Annotated in this window: 4 protein-coding genes; all 4 read right to left on the bottom strand. The window is 60.3% G+C overall.

The window, feature by feature from the left end:
* Positions 1 to 21 precede the first annotated feature (21 nt).
* The 4 genes from AC3ITA_RS07420 to AC3ITA_RS07405 all read right to left on the bottom strand — a co-directional run bounded on the left by AC3ITA_RS07420 (position 22) and on the right by AC3ITA_RS07405 (position 17609).
* The gene (locus AC3ITA_RS07420) at positions 22 to 2310 is read right to left on the bottom strand and encodes an autotransporter outer membrane beta-barrel domain-containing protein (RefSeq protein ID WP_489279898.1); all 2289 of its coding nucleotides are present in this window, start codon (positions 2308 to 2310) and stop codon (positions 22 to 24) included.
* Between the two features lie 194 nt (positions 2311 to 2504).
* Positions 2505 to 4433: a hypothetical protein gene (locus AC3ITA_RS07415; RefSeq protein WP_150673511.1), complete on the bottom strand. Its 1929-nt coding sequence runs from the start codon at positions 4431 to 4433 to the stop codon at positions 2505 to 2507.
* A gap of 103 nt (positions 4434 to 4536) precedes the next feature.
* A complete protein-coding gene (locus AC3ITA_RS07410) occupies positions 4537 to 6468 on the bottom strand; it encodes a hypothetical protein (protein ID WP_489279896.1) in 1932 nt (643 codons plus the stop codon).
* Between the two features lie 218 nt (positions 6469 to 6686).
* Positions 6687 to 17609, bottom strand: coding sequence for a retention module-containing protein (locus AC3ITA_RS07405; protein ID WP_489279894.1), 10923 nt, complete (start codon positions 17607 to 17609; stop codon positions 6687 to 6689).
* Between the last annotated feature and the right edge of the window lie 137 nt (positions 17610 to 17746).

The following is a 17746-nucleotide window of genomic DNA, read 5'->3' as shown; positions in this document are numbered from 1 at the left end:
GGAACCCTTCACACCAAGCGTTTAAAAACCCCAACGAAACCCCACATTCACCCCATACGGCTGTTCGATGTTCTCACCGTTGCTGTAATCGAAATCGGCATGCACTTGCACGTCCTTGGTCACCGCCAATGCAACGCCCAGCCCCAGCAGCCCGCGAGTGCCGGACAAATCGTTGTTGAACTGGTTGTCGTGGTTGACGGTGACGCGGTTGTTGTTGATGAACTCTTGCTGCACGGCGGCACGCACATACGGTTGCGCGATCATGCCGTTGTCCATGTTGAAGGTACGGCCGGCGGTGGCGCCGGCTTCGCCGAGAACGGAACGTGCACGATCACCGTCGGCGTTCATGCCGTTGTCCAGGTCATAGTCGCTACCTTGAATCACCGCGGTCGACAGTTTGGCGTACGGCTCGATGAAGTAGCCCCTGTCCAGCTTGATGTTGCGCCCGAACTCGGCGGAAGCGCTGATGCCGGAGTTGCGGTAATCGCCCTTGCTGCGCGAGCCGTCGCTCATGCTGACTTTGGCTTCATTGTGATAGCGGTTGAACCTGAGCGTGGCGTCGAAGTAGTACCCCGTCTCGGCGTCCAGCCAGGTCGCGTATGGCCCCAGGTAGTAGCTGTTGATGGTCCCGGACGTGCCCTGCTCGACGTTCAGGTCGGAATCGCTGTAACCGGTCATGACACCTGCCAGCCACTGGCTCTCGCCCAAACGCACATCCGCCCCCAGGGACAGGCCTTGCTGGGTTTGCTGATAGGCCACGCCGGAACCGGAAGACACGTTGTATTTGTTGCCGTAGCCACGCATCCAGAAGCCGGTTTTACCGCCGTTGAAACGCAGTTCGCCCATGCGGCTGCGCAGCGATGCACCCTCGGCATACAGGATGGTGATCGGTGCGTTGAACAAGGCCAGCACCGAGCGCGCGCCGGGGCTGACGGTCTTGGTGGTCGGGTCGAGGAACCATTCGGTCTCCCCTGGCCCCGTGCTGCGCTGGGCCAGGTCGTAGGACCAGGTGCCCACGTCGACCGGGCCACCTTCGAGCGAGAATTTCGCATCGCCCGCCGCGGTGTGCACCAGGGTCAAGGCCTGCGGTGACGCCGCGTCCAGCCCGGAGGCGGCCACGGCCAGGCCGAAGTCGCCCGTCGCCACACCGGTAACGTTGAGGAAGTCGCGGTTGCCGGTGGCGAAGTCACCCTTCATGGCAAACACACCGTTGCCCGCCAGTGTCCCGACATTCAATTGATAGTAGGTAGCCGGGGCACCCGCCGCGCCAAAGCTGACACGACCGTCATTCATGGCCAGTGTGCCGATGCTGTCGTTGCCGGTGAGCGTCCAGTTCGAACCGCTGTTGATGGTGACACCGTTGGCCTTGTCGAGGCGGCCGGTGAGGGTCGAACCGTTTTGCAGGGTGACGTTGGCCGTCGAGGCATCATCGACCTTCACCACATCGCCGACCATGTGTCCGCCATCGAACGTCAGGTTCGCAGTGCTGCCACCGTCGACGCTCACGTTGCCTTGCAGGGTGCTGTTGGCGACGGTCATGTTGGCGGTGGAGGCGCCCTTCACCTCAAGCAGAAGGTTGTTGCCGGCAAGCAGACGAGTGTTGTTCAGCACTTGTATCTGCGCCGTCACACCGGCATCAGCGAGGATCGCCGAGCCCGCTTGCCCCTGCACCAGGACATTGTCGAGCCGCAGTTTGGCGCCGTCGCCCACACCTTCGGCGTCAGCCCGCAGGCGAACGCCGTTCGCGCCACCGGTAATGCTGCCACCCGTGGCCCTTACATCAGCACCAAACGAATTCAGACCGATCCCGTTCGACCTGGTTGCGGAAACCTGTGTATTGGTCAACTGCACAAGGCTGCCACCACCGGTTTCGATCCCGGCGGATACGCCCTGGATCCGGCTATCGTTGATCACGGCAGTCGAACCGGTGTTGGTTCCACTGACCCGGTTGATGAGCATGCCCATGCGGGTGCCGGTTACCGTGGCACCCGTCAAACTACCACTGGCGTTGGTGAGCGAAACCCCTGGACTGCCCAGACGGCCGTCGTAGGTACCGCCCACCGCATTGAATTGTGCTCCGCTGGTGACCAACACCTCAAAGGTGGCCGCGCCATTGGAATTCAATACGCCGCCGTTCCGGGCGAGATAGTTGTCTTGCGGTGTGGTTTGATCGATGCCCAGTGTTTGACCCGCGTCGATCGTGGTCAACGCAAACACCAGGGGACTTGAAAGAAGGGACGGGGCCAGGGTCAGCCACGCGAGATTTTTTTTGATTCGGTTCAACGGAAACAACTGCGAACAAGCATCCATGATGACTCCCTTTAACTTTTGAGCGATACAGTCCTCCAGTGGGAGGCAGGCATAAAAAACATGCGCGCAGAGTACAAGGAGGAGTACGACGGTTCTGTAGGAGTTTTCCTAAAATTAAAAGAGTGATTCCTCACTTATATGTGCGAGAGAGGTGGAGGTCATCCTCCACCTCTGGGTGATAAAACTAATAAATGTTATTCAGCACGAGTGCCAGGGCAGAAGTTTTCGTTTGAGTCGATGACCACAACCCTCACTTCAACCTTGACTGAACTATGAGTGCGCCCATCCACTGTTGTCGTGTAAACAATCCCCCCAAGCCCATCGACAATCGGCCTGAGTGCGGCGTTGAATGGCAAATAAACTTCAAATCCGTCGACATGCTCGTTTCCTGTCAGCGTTTTATCAAACAAGTATTCGGGCACCGGGGTCGGACCCGGATACTTGCCCCCCGACCACTCGAAGTCCAGTTTCATATCTGCGGCCAGAGAGCCCCCCCCTTGCACTTTGACTATCGCGGCCTTACCCACCACCGGAATATCCCGCAGAGAACTGCAGTCTAGGAACTTTTTATCGTTCGGACTGGTATAAAGATGCAAAATTTCGGGATCAGGAAGCGACACGGGGTGGATGTACACATCGACATCCGTAGGTGGTGACGGGTTTTTGTTCTCTCCATTTTGAGTAGGGTTGGTGATGATATATCGCGCTTTCTGAATACCGTTGCCGGTCGCCTCAAATACAGCCGACGGAAGTTTGAACGGGATCTTGAAGTCAGGATCTTCATCTCCGACCACCTCATAGTGTCCGTCCGGTTCTGGAACGGGCACGCCGTTCCAGAGCAAGTCAACAAGATCCCCGACCTTGAATCCCGTATAAATCGGCAATTCGATATCAATTAAATTGCCAATATCTCCTTCCACTAACGTGTCATCGCCTGTTGAGCCTTTTACCACCAGTTTGGTCAGGTTCGGGTTGCCCAGGTCCGGATCCGGTTCTGGATTGGTCGGGCCCGGAATTGTCAGGTCGATATTGAGCCTAATCCCCGTCAGTTCCGGATATTCATCACTGCCTCGTACGATGACATAGGTCACGAGGACTTCTCTCGGACCATCGCCTTTGCTCGCCACATCCGCAAAAGGTACGTCAACAACCACTTGCGTCGTGCCGTCCGTGAGCTTGAGCGGTTGAACGATGCCATCGAACGTTACCTTGACCTGGTCTCCTGGCAGTCCATTAGCGAAGGTCGGGATGACCACGCCCACATGAGGCCAGGCATCGTCCAGATCGATCACGCCATCATCGTGTTCCGGTACCTCTGGCGGTTGCAGCCCGCTGGGTACGGGGGTCAGTCGAACATAAAGGTCTAGCGGTGCGGATTCAGGCCCGAGGTTCCCCACACGGTCCTCATACTTGCTATAAAAAATAAAATCCCCTGAGCTGCCAGTTTCAATTTGACTCTTGGGTATTTTTATTTCAATCGGCCGAGTGAGATCATCAGTAACACTGAACACACCAGTAAGAACCCCCGGAATACTCTTGCCATAGTAACCGTAGTATCTATCTCCCTCCTTCATATCACCCGGAGTCTCGACAGTCATTGTCAAACCATCCAATTTATCCAGAATTTCGCGAGTGACAAGGCCATTCACGACTTCGGCCGGAGGGGTAGCCACGGGCCCGGGTGATCCATGATTGGGTGCCGTTTTATCGATGAAAAACAACGACGGGTCAGATGTGAACGCATTACTTGCATACTGGGTTTTGTAGCGCAGAGAGAACGGCCCTTCAGTCACCGTATTGATAGCTTTCAATACCATCTTAAAAGGATCTGGAACAGGATTTGGTAGTAGCTCCCACCCTGAAACCTCAGTATCACCTTTCATCAAGGTAATTTCGATCTCTCCTGGCTGTGCTCCCGGAGGTACCTGCACATCGCGAAGTTCTACATCGCAATCGTGACCCTGGCGAGCCAGTTGAAGTTTCTCTACATTATCGCTGGGTAGCGCCGGCAACAAATCCACTACTTTAGGTGGCGTGCCGGCGGCAAGCCGCAGTGACTCGCGCAAATCAAACAACTTCTTCCGAGCCAACTCCGCTGCCGATAAAATGTTCATATCAGTCATTGCCTGTTCTCCTTTTCATTAGACGCGCCGGGTCATCTGCCACTTATGGCTAAGCGTCAATACAGATGCCGGACATTCACTACATTGCTACGGCGAAAACTCTTCAGTTTTCGTTACACAAATCATTCGTTGGCGAACATATCTCGCCACTGGGCATGGTGCGATTGATCACCACAAAGTCCGATCGGGACCGCCCCCGACCACCGTTACGCTTTTCAAGTCGGTAATAAGCCAGCCCGGAGCCGTTGTTCACCATCGGGGCAATCAAGTTGTCGTAGTCTTGCACGACAATATCAATATCCATTCCGGGTTGTAGCGTTGTCAGCTCTTTGACAATCTCGCTGTAGGCCCCCGCGATGGGGCTGGTGCCATTCGGTCCGGCACACCCTTGCCAAACCAGTATCAGCGTGTCGCCCTGCTCGATACGGGGGTCGGCCTTGATCCTGACCGTCACCCCCTCCCAGAGCCTGGGCCTCGAACAGCAGTGGAGTACGCCATACAAACCGCCATGAGGAAACGTCGGCTCCTTGAGGTTTTCAATCGGTACAATGTCCACCCTGACCAGCGTCGTCAGGGATTGTTGCCCGTTCACTCCATTGCTGGTGGTGTAGTAAACGGGCAAGGCCGGATTCTGCTTATCGGTGTCGATCACTTCCCAAGGTACGATGAATTCGATGAGCTGCCCGGCGGTATCTCCCGGTTTGACTTTGTATTCAGCGACTGCTCCTGGATAGCTTCCCCAGTACAACTCAAGTATTTGCAATGGTTCGGGTGCGTCATACAAGGCGAGCTCAACTCTGGCCGGACGGCCATGGTCTTCGGTCAACAATGTGTTCTTGATGCCTGATACTTCTCCAAATACATCCACCAATGCGAGGTTCGCATTGATCAATGCAGGTGCCTTGTCGTGATCCTGGCCGGCCACGGTGAGGTCGACCGCGACCGAGATATCCGGCGATGCAGGCCCATACGCAGTGCCTTGGCGAATCCGGTAGTACACTTTTGCCCGCAATGGCCCATCACCTTTGGCCTGCAAAGTCGGCCAGAGCACCGGAGCGGAAAGCGGAAAGCCTGCCGGATCAACCTGAATCTCCGCCAGCGGCGTCTCATCCCAAAAAATGGCCACCCAATGGCCGGGATCCGCAAATTCGTACTCATCGATCTCCACCCGCACACCATCGCGGGCCTGCTGCCGATCCACCAGACCTCTGGGAGACAGTGGCACTCGGGGTGGCGGCAGGGCTCCCGGCACGGGGCTTAAATCGACGTAAATGTCAGCCAGATAAGACCGTGGTCCGGCATTGCCGGCCAGATCCCTCAGGTAGTAATAGAGGTAACGCTTACCGCTGCCCCAAGCGCGGATTTCGTCGGCATAGACAGTGATGCGCAGTCGTTCGTCGGTAATATCCTGCTGGCTGAACTCCTGCTCACGAATCGGCGTTTCGGCGTCGGGCGGAGAGTCTTTGTCTGTCCAGTAATAAACGGCGCGATCCCGGGCTTTGGCATCGGTATACAAGGGTACTTGCACGCTGACCTCTCCTTCCTGCGTCAGGAAGGCTTCGGTGATCGTGCCGTTCAACTCTGGAGGAAACACTACCGCCAGAGGCTTGCGACCGTAGTTGGGTTGCGTGGTGTCGATCGTCAGGGTTTTCCTCTTCCCCTCCACAGGATTGACGCCGTAAATGGACACCCTGAGCGCCACCTCATAGATGCCCTGTATCAAGCGATTGCGTGGGACCTTGAGGGTTTGCGGGAACACGATAACGTCGGTGGTCGGATACCAGCGTTCATCGACAGCGTAAAACTCAGCCCCTGGTTGCATGAACCCCAGCTCGACCAAATCTTCTTCGCCCGGGTTGGTTCCCCGACCAAACTCCATGAAGGTCGCGATCAGATCGTCACCCAGTGCCGTCAGCGGCAACAGCCCACATGAGTCAGCAGGATCAATGACCGCTGGGATGTCGGGGGCGTCAGCAGCAAGCACAGATGCGTCGTGTACTTGCGAATCATCAGCAGGTTTTTCGGGCGTCGCCATTTCGAGCCTTCCTGAGTGAAGGTGGTGGTGCAACGCACCTGATTGCGCTGCTTGAATGGCTTTATTTAATGCCCGCGGGAAGAATCTGCCTACTGTCAGAAATAACAGGTATTGCGACCGTTCATCGTAAAACTGCCCTCAGACCACCCGATTTTGCCCATAAAAAACCCGCGCTCCCGTTTGATCGGGAACGCGGGTTCTGTGGTTGCGGCTTCGGGTTACACGGTATCCACCTTCAACGAATGATCGTTGAGCATGCCGTTGATGATGGTCGCGGTGTCATACCCGCCCGCGATCACCCCACCCGCCCCCGGCGTTACACCGTAATGGCTGGCGAGGTCGACGCCGGCCAGGTCGATGGTCTGGTTCGGCGCGGCGCCGGCCATGGCGCTGACGTCGATGCTGGTCACCGTCGACGGCCCGCTGCCGGTGACGGTGAAATGCAGGTAGTCATCCAGCGACGCCGTGGTGCCGTTTTCCCCTTGCAGCAGTTGCGACAGGTCGAGTTTGTCGGTGCCGGGCGTGAAGTCGGTGATCACGTCATGGCCATTGTTGCCCTTGAGCCACTGGAAGGTATCGGCCCCCGCCCCACCGGTGAGGGTGTTGTTGCCCAGGCCCCCGATCAGCAAGTCATCGCCGCCCCCGCCGTTGAGGATGTCGTTGCCCAGGCCGCCGTTGATCACGTTGTTGGTGTTGTCTCCGGTAAGGGTGTCGTTGAAGTTCGAGCCGGTGAGGTTTTCGATGCCGGCCAGGGTGTCAGTGCCGGCACCGAGAGTGTTTTGCCCACCGAGCAGGCTGAGGTCGACCGTCACTCCGGCGGTGGCGTGGGCGTAACTGGCCGTGTCGATACCCGTGCCGCCATCGACGATGTCACTGCCCTGGCCGCTGAAGAGCAGATCATTGCCGGCGTCGCCATGCAGCTCGTTGTTGCCGGAACCGGCGGTGAGCACATCGTTGCCGTCGCCGGCATTGATGAAGTTGTTGCCCGTGCCCGCCACCAGTACGTCATCCCCGCTGGTGCCGGTGAGGGTGTGGCCGTCCTGATAGCTGATGGTCAGGTTGGCCGAATCGCTGCCGCCGTGGTTGTCGTTGGCGGTGTAGGTGCCGTGGTAGTCCGTGGTGACTTCGTGTGCTCCGGCGTAGTTGACGGTCATGGTCAGTTCGTAGTTTTCCGCCGAATTCTTATTGCCGCCACTGGTGTTGGCGATGTTGGTCACGTGGATCTGATAAGTGCCATCCGCGCCTGCGGTAATGGTGTCACCATCGGCGATGCTGACGAACGCCCCACCGTTGAGCGAATACTCCATCGTGATGTGCCCGGCATCCAGGTTGTGATTGAGGTTGAGCGTCTCACCTTGATTCAGCTTGACCGTGATGAAGTCTTCATTGTTGCCATTGGAGTTGTTCGCGGCGCCCAGATAGCCACTGATCACCAGCAGCGCCGTCATGGTCGTCGCGTTGGCCACAAAGGCGTTGCGCACATTGGCCAGACTCTGGTTGGCGGGGTTGTTGTTTTCGCCGGCGAAGTCGATCGCGCCGGTACCGGTGAAGTCCCCGCCTTTCACGACCCAGCCGGTGTTGAACGAGGTCGGGGTCGCCGAAAGCTGGTCGCCATTGGGGTCGGTGTCGTTGACCAGCAGCAGTTCGGCCGGCACCACGATATTGCTCGACAGGACGTTGGTGATGACGTGGTCGTCCACCGCCACCGGAGGCGCGTTGGGGATCACTTTCACGGTCAGCGTCGAGCTGGTGAGGTCGCCATCGTTGTCGCTGACGGTGAAGCCGATGTTCTCGGTGATCAACACCGACGTGGTTTTCTGCGAGGTGTAGTTGTAGTCGCCAGTGTCGAGGTTGATCACCAATGTGCCGCTGTTGTTGGTGGCGATGCTCAGCGTGTTGTTCACGGTGTTGAAGGTGCCGTGGTTGGTGCCGCCGCTTGGCGTCAACGAACCCTGGCCGCTGAGGGCTTTGGGATCGTAAGTGTAGGTGGTGCCGTCGACCACGATGGATTTGATGAAACCGCCATCAGCGCCGAACGCGCCACCCTCACCCAGCAACGAACCGGTGACCGGTGCGCCGACCACGGTGCCGGACAGCACCGAGTTGAGTTGGTTGAGGTCGGTGACCACCACCGCATTGGTGTCGGTGTGGCTGTTGCCGTCGTAGGCCAACGGATCGAGGTTGGCGTTGCTCACGCCACTGCCCAGGCCGATCGCGTAGTTCTTGATGTCGTTGGCATCGAGGAAGGCTTTCAGCGCGGTCTCGTCGGCGGTGCCGATTTCCTGGCCGGTGGTGGGCTTGCCGTCGGAGAAGAAGTAGCCGACGTTTTGCGCACCGGTCAGTTTGCCCGAGGTGTTGAACGCGGTCTGCATGGTCACCACGGCCGCGTCGTAGTTGGTGCCGCCGTTCGCGACGAGGCCGGCCAGCAGTGTCTTAGCGGTCGCGACATCGACCCACACCGAAGTCATGTCGGTGGCGCTGCTGCTGAAGGTGACGAGCTGCACTTTCACATCGCCCAGGTCGTCGTATTTATCCAGCAACGCACTGATGGCCTGCTTGGCCAGACTCAGCCGCGACAGGTTCGACACGCCGGAAGGATCGGCCATGCTGCCGGAGACGTCGAGCACGATCAGCAGGTTGGAATCGATCTCCACCGCCGCCACCGAGCGATCCGTTGCCACCGCCTTGGGCACGTCATCGACAATGTTGACCACGATGGTGCTGGTGCTGCTGTTGCCCAGCGCATCGGTGGCTTTGTAGGTGAAGCTTTCACTCAGACTGTTCGGCCCGTCGTTGGCGTTCGGCAAGGTTTTCGGCGCCGAGGTCAGGGTGTAGGTGTAGCTGCCGTCGGGGTTGATCAGGATCTGCCCGTAGCTGCCGGTGGCGCTGCCGACCAGTGTGTAGGTGAGCGCGCCGCCAGCACCGGAGACCGAACCGACCAGGGTCCCGGATGCGGTTTCGCCAGTGTTGCCCGGGTCGCTGCCGGTGACCGTACCGGCGGCCAGGTCCTGGCCGTCCTGGCTCAGGTCGAGGGCTTTTTCGTAGACCGTCACGTCGCTGTCGGGGTTGGCCTTGATCGCGCTGTTGGCGACGTCGATGGTGAGGGTGGTAGTGCTTTCATCGCCATCGGAATCACGCACGGTGTAGGTGAACGTGTCAGTGGCGCCCGGATCGCCGACGGAATTCTGGTTGCTGTGGTACACCGCGTTGCCGTTGGCATCGAGGGTCAGGTAGCCATAGGTACCGTTGATCTGATTGCCCAGCCCGCCGATGGCTGACGTCAAGGTGTTGCCGCCGGCACGCACGCCAACCACCGTCGCCGGTCCATCGGCGCCGCTGACATCGTTGCCCAGCACACTGATGTTGACGGTGCCGCCCTCCACTACCGACGACGAGTCTGGTTTGGCGTTTGGCAGGTCGTCGACAATCTTGACGTTGATCTGCCCGGTATCGCTGTCGCCATCGGTGTCGGTGGCCACGACGTTGATGTTCTCGATGAGGTTGTTGGTGCCGTTGGCCGTTGGATGGGCTTCGTTATCGTTGAGGGTGTAGCTGTAGCTGATCACGCCCTGGCTGAAACCGGTGATGGTCAGGGTGCTGCCCAGTGGCGTGACGGTGGTTTGTGGGAAGCCGGCTGTAACACCGCCGCTGACGACCGTGATGCCGCCCACGGTCAGGGTTTGCAGGCCATCGAGGGCAGCCACGGTGAAGGTGCCGCTCTGGGTCAGGGCCGGTGTGTCGGGGCTGGTGCCGTCGCTGAGATTTTTCTCGTAGACCGTCAGTTCACCGCCATACACGTCGAGGCCGTCGAGAGTGACCTTATCGTCGTTGTTGTAGACGTTCAGCACCAGGTTGGCGGTGCTAATGTCACCGTCGGCATCGGTGAGGGTGTAGGTGAAGGTTTCGGTGTCGCTGCCACCGCCATGCAGGTTTTTGAAGTCCGCATTATCGGGATCCAGCGTGTAGGTGTAGGTGCCGTTGGCATTGAGCACCAGGGTGCCATAGGTACCGGTGAAGGTGCCTGGGGTGACCGGGCCGGCATCCGGGCCGATGGCGACTTTATCGGCGCCGATCACGTCGTTGCCGAACACATCGCCGCTGAGGCTTGGCACTGTCTCCGAAGCCGTGCCGAGGTTGCTGTCGTTCATCGCTTTGGGCACGTCATCGACAATGTTCACCATGATGGTGCTGGTGACGATGTTGCCCAGCGAATCAGTGGCCTGATAGGTGAAGGTTTCGTACATCACGTTCGGGCCGTCATTGGCATGCGGCATGGTGCTCGGTGGTGTCGTCAGGGTGTAGGTATAGGTGCCGTTGGCGTTGAGCTGAATCTGCCCGTATGCCCCGACATCGCTGCCGACCAGGGCATAGGTGATCGCGCCGACGGCGTTGGTGACCGAACCCACCAGCGTGCCGGACGCGGTTTCGCCCGTACTGGTCGGATCGCTGCCGGTGACGGTGCCGGCCACCAGGTCCTGACCGTCCTGGCTCAGGTCGAGGGCTTTTTCCAGAACCGTCACGTCGTTGTCGCTGACGGCCTTCAGGTAACTGTTGTAGACGTCGATGGTGAGGGTGGTGGTGCTTTCGTCACCATCGGAGTCGCGCACGGTGTAGGTGAACACATCCACCGCGCCGGGGCCGCTCACTGCGTTAGGCGTGCTGTGATACACGGCGCTGCCGTTGGCATCGAGGGTCAGGTAACCGTAAGTACCGGCGATGTGGTCGCCGAGCCCGCCGATGGCCGAGGTTGATGTGTCGCTACCCGCACGCACACCAACCACCGCTCCAGCGACAGCCGGACCATCAGCCCCGCTGACGTCGTTGCCCAGCACACTGAGGTTGACGGTGCCGCCCTCCTGCACCGAATCCGCGTCGGGATTGGCGCTCGGCAGGTCATCGACGATCTTGACGTTGATCTGCCCGGTATCGCTGTCGCCATCGGTGTCGGTGGCCACGACGTTGATGTTCTCGGTCAGGCTGTTGGCGCCGTTGCCTGGTGAATGGACTTCGTTATCGTTGAGGGTGTAGCTGTAGCTCACCACGCCGGTCGCCGGGTTGTAACCGGTGATGGTCAGGGTGCTGCCCAGTGGCGTGACGGCGGTTTGCGGGAAGCCGGCTGCAACACCGCCGCTGACGACCGTGATGCCGCCCACGGTCAGGGTTTGCAGGCCATCGAGGGCGGTTACGGTGAAGGTGCCGCTCTGAGTCAGGGCCGGTGTATCCGGGTGGGTGCCATCGCTGAGATTTTTTTCGTAGACCGTCAGCTCACCGCCATACACGTCGAGGCCGTTGAGGACCACTGAAGCGTCGTTGTTGTGGATCTGCAGCACCAGGTTGGCGGTGCTGCTGTCGCCGTCGGCATCGGTGAGGGTGTAGGTGAAGGTTTCGGTGCCATTGCCACCGCCGTGCAGGGCTTTGAAATCGGCATCGCTGGTGTTGAGGGTGTAGGTGTAGGTGCCATTGGCATTCAGCACCAGGGTGCCGTAGGTGCCGGTGAAGGTGCCGGGGGTGATCGGCCCGGCGTTCTCTCCGAGCGTCACCCGGTCCGCGCCTTGCACGTCGTTGCTCAGCACGTTGCCGTTGAGGGTCAGCAGGGTTTCCGAAGCCGTTGAAGGATTGCTGTCGTACACGCCTTTTGGCAGATCGTCGACGATGTTCACGTCGAGGCTGCCCGTGGCAGTGGTGCCGTTGTCGTCGACCACGGTCACGGCGAACTGCTCAGGCAGGGTGTTGGTGCCGTTGGCGGTCGGGTGGGCTTCGTTGTCATTGAGCGTGTAGCTGTAACTCACCACGCCGGTCGCCGCGTTGAACCCGGTGATGCTCAAAGTATTGCCCAACGGCGTGGTGATCGATTGCGGGAAGCCCGCGGCCACGCCAGCGGTGACCACGGCGATGCCACCCACGGTCAGGGTGGTGACGCCGTCCAGCGCAGTGATGGTGAAGGTGCCGCTCTGGGTCAGGTCTGGTGTGTCAGGGTTGCTGCCGTCACTGAGGTTTTTTTCGTAAACCGTCAGTTCACCGCCATACACGTTGAGGCCGTTGAGGACCACTGGATTGTCGTTGTTGTGGATCTGCAGCACCAGGTTGGCGGTGCTGCTGTCGCCATCGGAATCGGTGAGGGTGTAGCTGAAGGTTTCGGTGCCGTTGCCACCGCCGTGCAATGCCTTGAAATCGGCATCGTTGGTGTTCAGCGTGTAGGTGTAGGTGCCGTTGGCATTCAGCACCAGGGTGCCGTAGGTGCCGGTGAAGGTGCCGGGGGTGATCGGGCCGCTGTTTTCCCCGAGCGGCATCCGGTCGGCGCCCTGCACGTCGTTGCTCAGTACGTTGCCGTTGAGGGTCAGCAGGGTTTCCGAAGCCGTTGAAGGATTGCTGTCGCCCACGGCGTTGGGCAGGTCGTCGACGATGTTGACGTCCAGTGAACCGGTCGCAGTGGTGCCGTTGTCATCGACCACGGTCACGGCGAACTGTTCAGGCAAGGTGTTGGCGCCGTTGGCTGTTGGGTGCGCTTCGTTGTCGTTGAGGGTGTAGCTGTAGCTCACCACACCGGTCGCCGCGTTGAACCCGGTGATGGTCAGGGTACTGCCCAACGGGGTGGTGATCGATTGCGGGAAGCCGGCGGCCACGCCAGCGGTGACCACGGCGATGCCACCGACGGTCAGGGTGGTGACGCCGTCCAGCGCAGTGATGGTGAAGGTGCCGTTCTGGGTCAGGTCTGGTGTGTCAGGGTTGCTGCCGTCACTGAGGTTTTTTTCGTAAACCGTCAGTTCACCGCCATACACGTTGAGGCCGTTGAGGACCACTGGATTGTCGTTGTTGTGGATCTGCAGCACCAGACTGGCGGTGCTGCTGTCGCCGTCCGCGTCTGTCAGCGTATAGGTGAAGGTTTCGGTGCCATTGCCACCGCCGTGCAGGGCTTTGAAATCGGCATCGTTGGTGTTCAGCGTGTAGGTGTAGGTGCCGTTGGCATTCAGCACCAGGGTGCCGTAGGTGCCGGTGAAGGTCCCGGGGGTGATCGGCCCGGCGTTCTCTCCGAGCGTCACCCGGTCCGCGCCTTGCACGTCGTTGCTCAGCACGTTGCCGTTGAGGGTCAGCAGGGTTTCCGAAGCAGTGCCATTGCTGTCGCCCACGGCGTTGGGCAGGTCGTCGACGATGTTGACGTCCAGTGAACCGGTCGCAGTGGTGCCGTTGTCATCGACCACGGTCACGGCGAACTGTTCAGGCAAGGTGTTGGCGCCGTTGGCTGTTGGGTGCGCTTCGTTGTCGTTGAGGGTGTAGCTGTAGCTCACCACACCGGTCGCCGCGTTGAACCCGGTGATGGTCAGGGTACTGCCCAACGGGGTGGTGATCGATTGCGGGAAGCCGGCGGCCACGCCAGCGGTGACCACGGCGATGCCACCGACGGTCAGGGTGGTGACGCCGTCCAGCGCAGTGATGGTGAAGGTGCCGCTCTGGGTCAGCGCGGTGGCGTCCGGTGCGCTGCCGTCGCTGAGGTTTTTCTCGAAGACGGTGAGCTCGCCGCCCCCGGCATTCAAACCGCCAATCGTGATCGAGTCATCGTTGTTGTGGATCTGCAGCACCAGGTTGGCGCTGCTGCTGTCACCGTCGGCATCGGTGAGGGTGTAGCTGAAGGTTTCGGTGCCATTGCCACCGCCGTGCAGGGCTTTGAAATCAGCATCGCTGGTGTTCAGCGTGTAGGTGTAGGTGCCATTGGCATTCAGCACCAGGGTGCCGTAGGTGCCGGTGAAGGTGCCGGGGGTGATCGGGCCGCTGTTCTCCCCGACTGTTATCCGGTCAGCGCCCTGCCCGTCGTTGCTCAGTACGTTGCCGTTGAGGGTCAGCAGGGTTTCCGAAGCCGTTGAAGGATTGCTGTCGCCCACAGCGTTAGGCAGGTCGTCGACGATGCTGACGTCCAGTGAACCGGTCGCGGTGGTGCCGTTGTCATCGACCACGGTGACGGCGAACTGTTCAGGCAAAGTGTTGGCGCCGTTGGCGGTTGGATGGGCTTCGTTGTCGTTGAGGGTGTAGCTGTAGCTGACCACACCAGTCGCCGCGTTGAACCCGGTGATGGTCAGGGTACTGCCCAACGGGGTGGTGATCGATTGCGGGAAGCCGGCGGCCACGCCAGCGGTGACCACGGCGATGCCACCGACGGTCAGGGTGGTGACGCCGTCGAGGGCGGCGACGGTGAAGGTGCCGTTCTGGGTCAGCGCGGTGGCGTCCGGTGCGCTGCCGTCGCTGAGGTTTTTCTCGAAGACGGTGAGCTCGCCGCCCCCGGCATTCAAACCGCCAATCGTGATCGGGTCATCGTTGTTGTGGATCTGCAGCACCAGGCTGGCGGTGCTGCTGTCGCCGTCCGCGTCTGTCAGCGTATAGGTGAAGGTTTCGGTGCCATTGCCACCGCCGTGCAATGCCTTGAAATCGGCATCGCTGGTGTTGAGGGTGTAGGTGTAGGTGCCGTTGGCATTCAGCACCAGGGTGCCGTAGGTGCCGGTGAAGGTTCCGGGGGTGATCGGCCCGGCGTTCTCTCCGAGCGTCACCCGGTCCGCGCCTTGCACGTCGTTGCTCAGTACGTTGCCGTTGAGGGTCAGCAGGGTTTCCGAAGCCGTTGAAGGATTGCTGTCGCCCACGGCGTTGGGCAGGTCGTCGACGATGCTGACGTCCAGTGAACCGGTCGCGGTGGTGCCGTTGTCATCGACCACGGTCACGGCGAACTGCTCAGGCAGGGTGTTGGCGCCGTTGGCAGTTGGATGGGCTTCGTTGTCGTTGAGGGTGTAGCTGTAACTCACCACGCCGGTCGCCGCGTTGAACCCGGTGATGCTCAACATACTGCCCAACGGGGTGGTGATCGATTGCGGGAAGCCCGCCGCCACGCCAGCGGTGACCACGGCGATGCCGCCGACGGTCAGGGTGGTGACGCCGTCCAGCGCAGTGATGGTGAAGGTGCCGCTCTGGGTCAGCGCGGTGGCGTCCGGTGCGCTGCCGTCGCTGAGGTTTTTCTCGAAGACGGTCAACTCGCCGCCCCCGGCATTCAATCCGCCAATCGTGATCGGGTCATCGTTGTTGTGGATCTGCAGCACGAGGTTGGCGGTGCTGATGTCGCCATCGGCATCGGTGAGGGTGTAGGTGAAGGTTTCGGTGCCGTCGCCACCGCCGTGCAATGCCTTGAAATCGGCATCGCTGGTGTTCAGCGTGTAGGTGTAGGTGCCATTGGCATTCAGCACCAGGGTGCCGTAGGTGCCGGTGAAGGTCCCGGGGGTGATCGGGCCGCTGTTCTCCCCGACTGTTATCCGGTCAGCGCCCTGCCCGTCGTTGCTCAGTACGTTGCCGTTGAGGGTCAGCAGGGTTTCCGAAGCCGTTGAAGGATTGCTGTCGCCCACAGCGTTAGGCAGGTCATCGACGATGCTGACGTCCAGTGAACCGGTCGCGGTGGTGCCGTTGTCATCGACCACGGTCACGGCGAACTGTTCAGGCAAGGTGTTGGCGCCGTTGGCGGTTGGATGGGTTTCATTATCGACCAGCGTGTAGCTGTAACTCACCACGCCGGTCACCGCGTTGAACCCGGTGATGGTCAGGGTACTGCCCAACGGCGTGGTGATCGATTGCGGGAAGCCGGCGGCCACGCCAGCGGTGACCACGGCGATGCCACCGACGGTCAGGGTGGTGACGCCGTCCAGCGCAGTGATGGTGAAGGTGCCGCTCTGGGTCAGCGCGGTGGCGTCCGGTGCGCTGCCGTCGCTGAGGTTTTTCTCGAAGACGGTGAGCTCGCCGCCCCCGGCATTCAAACCGCCAATCGTGATCGAGTCATCGTTGTTGTGGATCTGCAGCACCAGGTTGGCGCTGCTGCTGTCACCGTCGGCATCGGTGAGGGTGTAGCTGAAGGTTTCGGTGCCATTGCCACCGCCGTGCAGGGCTTTGAAATCAGCATCGCTGGTGTTCAGCGTGTAGGTGTAGGTGCCATTGGCATTCAGCACCAGGGTGCCGTAGGTGCCGGTGAAGGTGCCGGGGGTGATTGGGCCGCTGTTCTCCCCGAGCGGCACCCGGTCAGCGCCTTGCACGTCGTTGCTCAGTACGTTGCCGTTGAGGGTCAGCAGAGATTCCGAAGCAGTGCCATTGTTGTCATCGACTGCTTGCGGCACGTCGTCGATGATGTTGATTGTCACTGTACCGGTAGTGCTGTCGCCATTGCTGTCGCTGGCCACCACGGTGACGTGTTCGACAAGACTATTGGCACCCTCGCCTCTCACATGGGATTCGGCACGGTTGAGGGTGTAGCTGTAACTGACCACGCCCGTGGCCGGGTTGAAACCGGTGACGGTCAGCGTGCCGCCCAACGGGGAGGTGATCGACTGCGGGAAACCTGCCGCCACACCGCCGCTGATCAAGTTGATCGCACCGATGCTGAGGCTGCTCAGCCCGTCGGGCGCATTGATGGTGAAGGTGCCGCTTCGCGTCAGCGAGCCTTCGCTCCTCGCCGAACCGTCGGCCAGGTTGGCCTCGTTGACGGTCCGCTCGCCGTTCTGCTGCGACAGGCCGTCGAAGGTCACCGGATTGTTCGGCACCGGCGGCACCACCGGCGGCACCACCGGCGGCACCACAGGGGCTTCGGCCGCAACAACGTCGTTGTCCGGATTGGCGTTCAGGCGCTCTTCGGGAAGTTCGGGAATGCCATTGAATCCGTCAGTAGGGAAGCCGATCACCGGATCGACTCGTCCGCCCACTTCTTCGAGCATGACGAAACTATGGCCACTGCCCGCGATGCCACCCGGTACACCGGCCGTCGTGGTAGGCCCGGCAGCGGTGGCTTCAGCGGTTTGGGTCGGGTCGTCGCCCGCCGCAATGGCTTTTTGCAGTTGTTCAACATCGGTCAGTTGCGCTTCGCTCGGCGTCAGCGCTTCAGACGAGTTCACATGGGGAATCTGATTGGCGAGCAACTGCGGCGTCATCTGCATGCTGCTGCCGCGCCCGAGGGTCAGTTCCTGGCCATTTTGCAGATGCACCGCCACCGCGCCTTCAGCGCCGGTGCTCAGTTGGTCGCCAGCGAACAGCCGGTCCCCCTCGACCAAAGCACGCCGGGTGCCATCGCTCGCAACCGCGAACACCTGACCGATGACCTTACTGACGATTCCGATGAGCGTTGCCATGTGCACTTCCTCCGCCGCCAACCGCTGTCGGCACCTTGATTGTGCGAAGAACGTGCTCATGGCTCGAGCGGGTTGCCTGGCGGATCGTGTTCCGGGTGCCGGCTTACTTGAGTAAGCCGTGGACCCGGAACACGATC

Source organism: Pseudomonas sp. GL_090 (genome assembly GCF_057837765.1).
The sequence above is the reverse complement of the archived record's forward strand: the minus strand, read 5'-3'. Positions and strand labels throughout refer to the sequence as shown.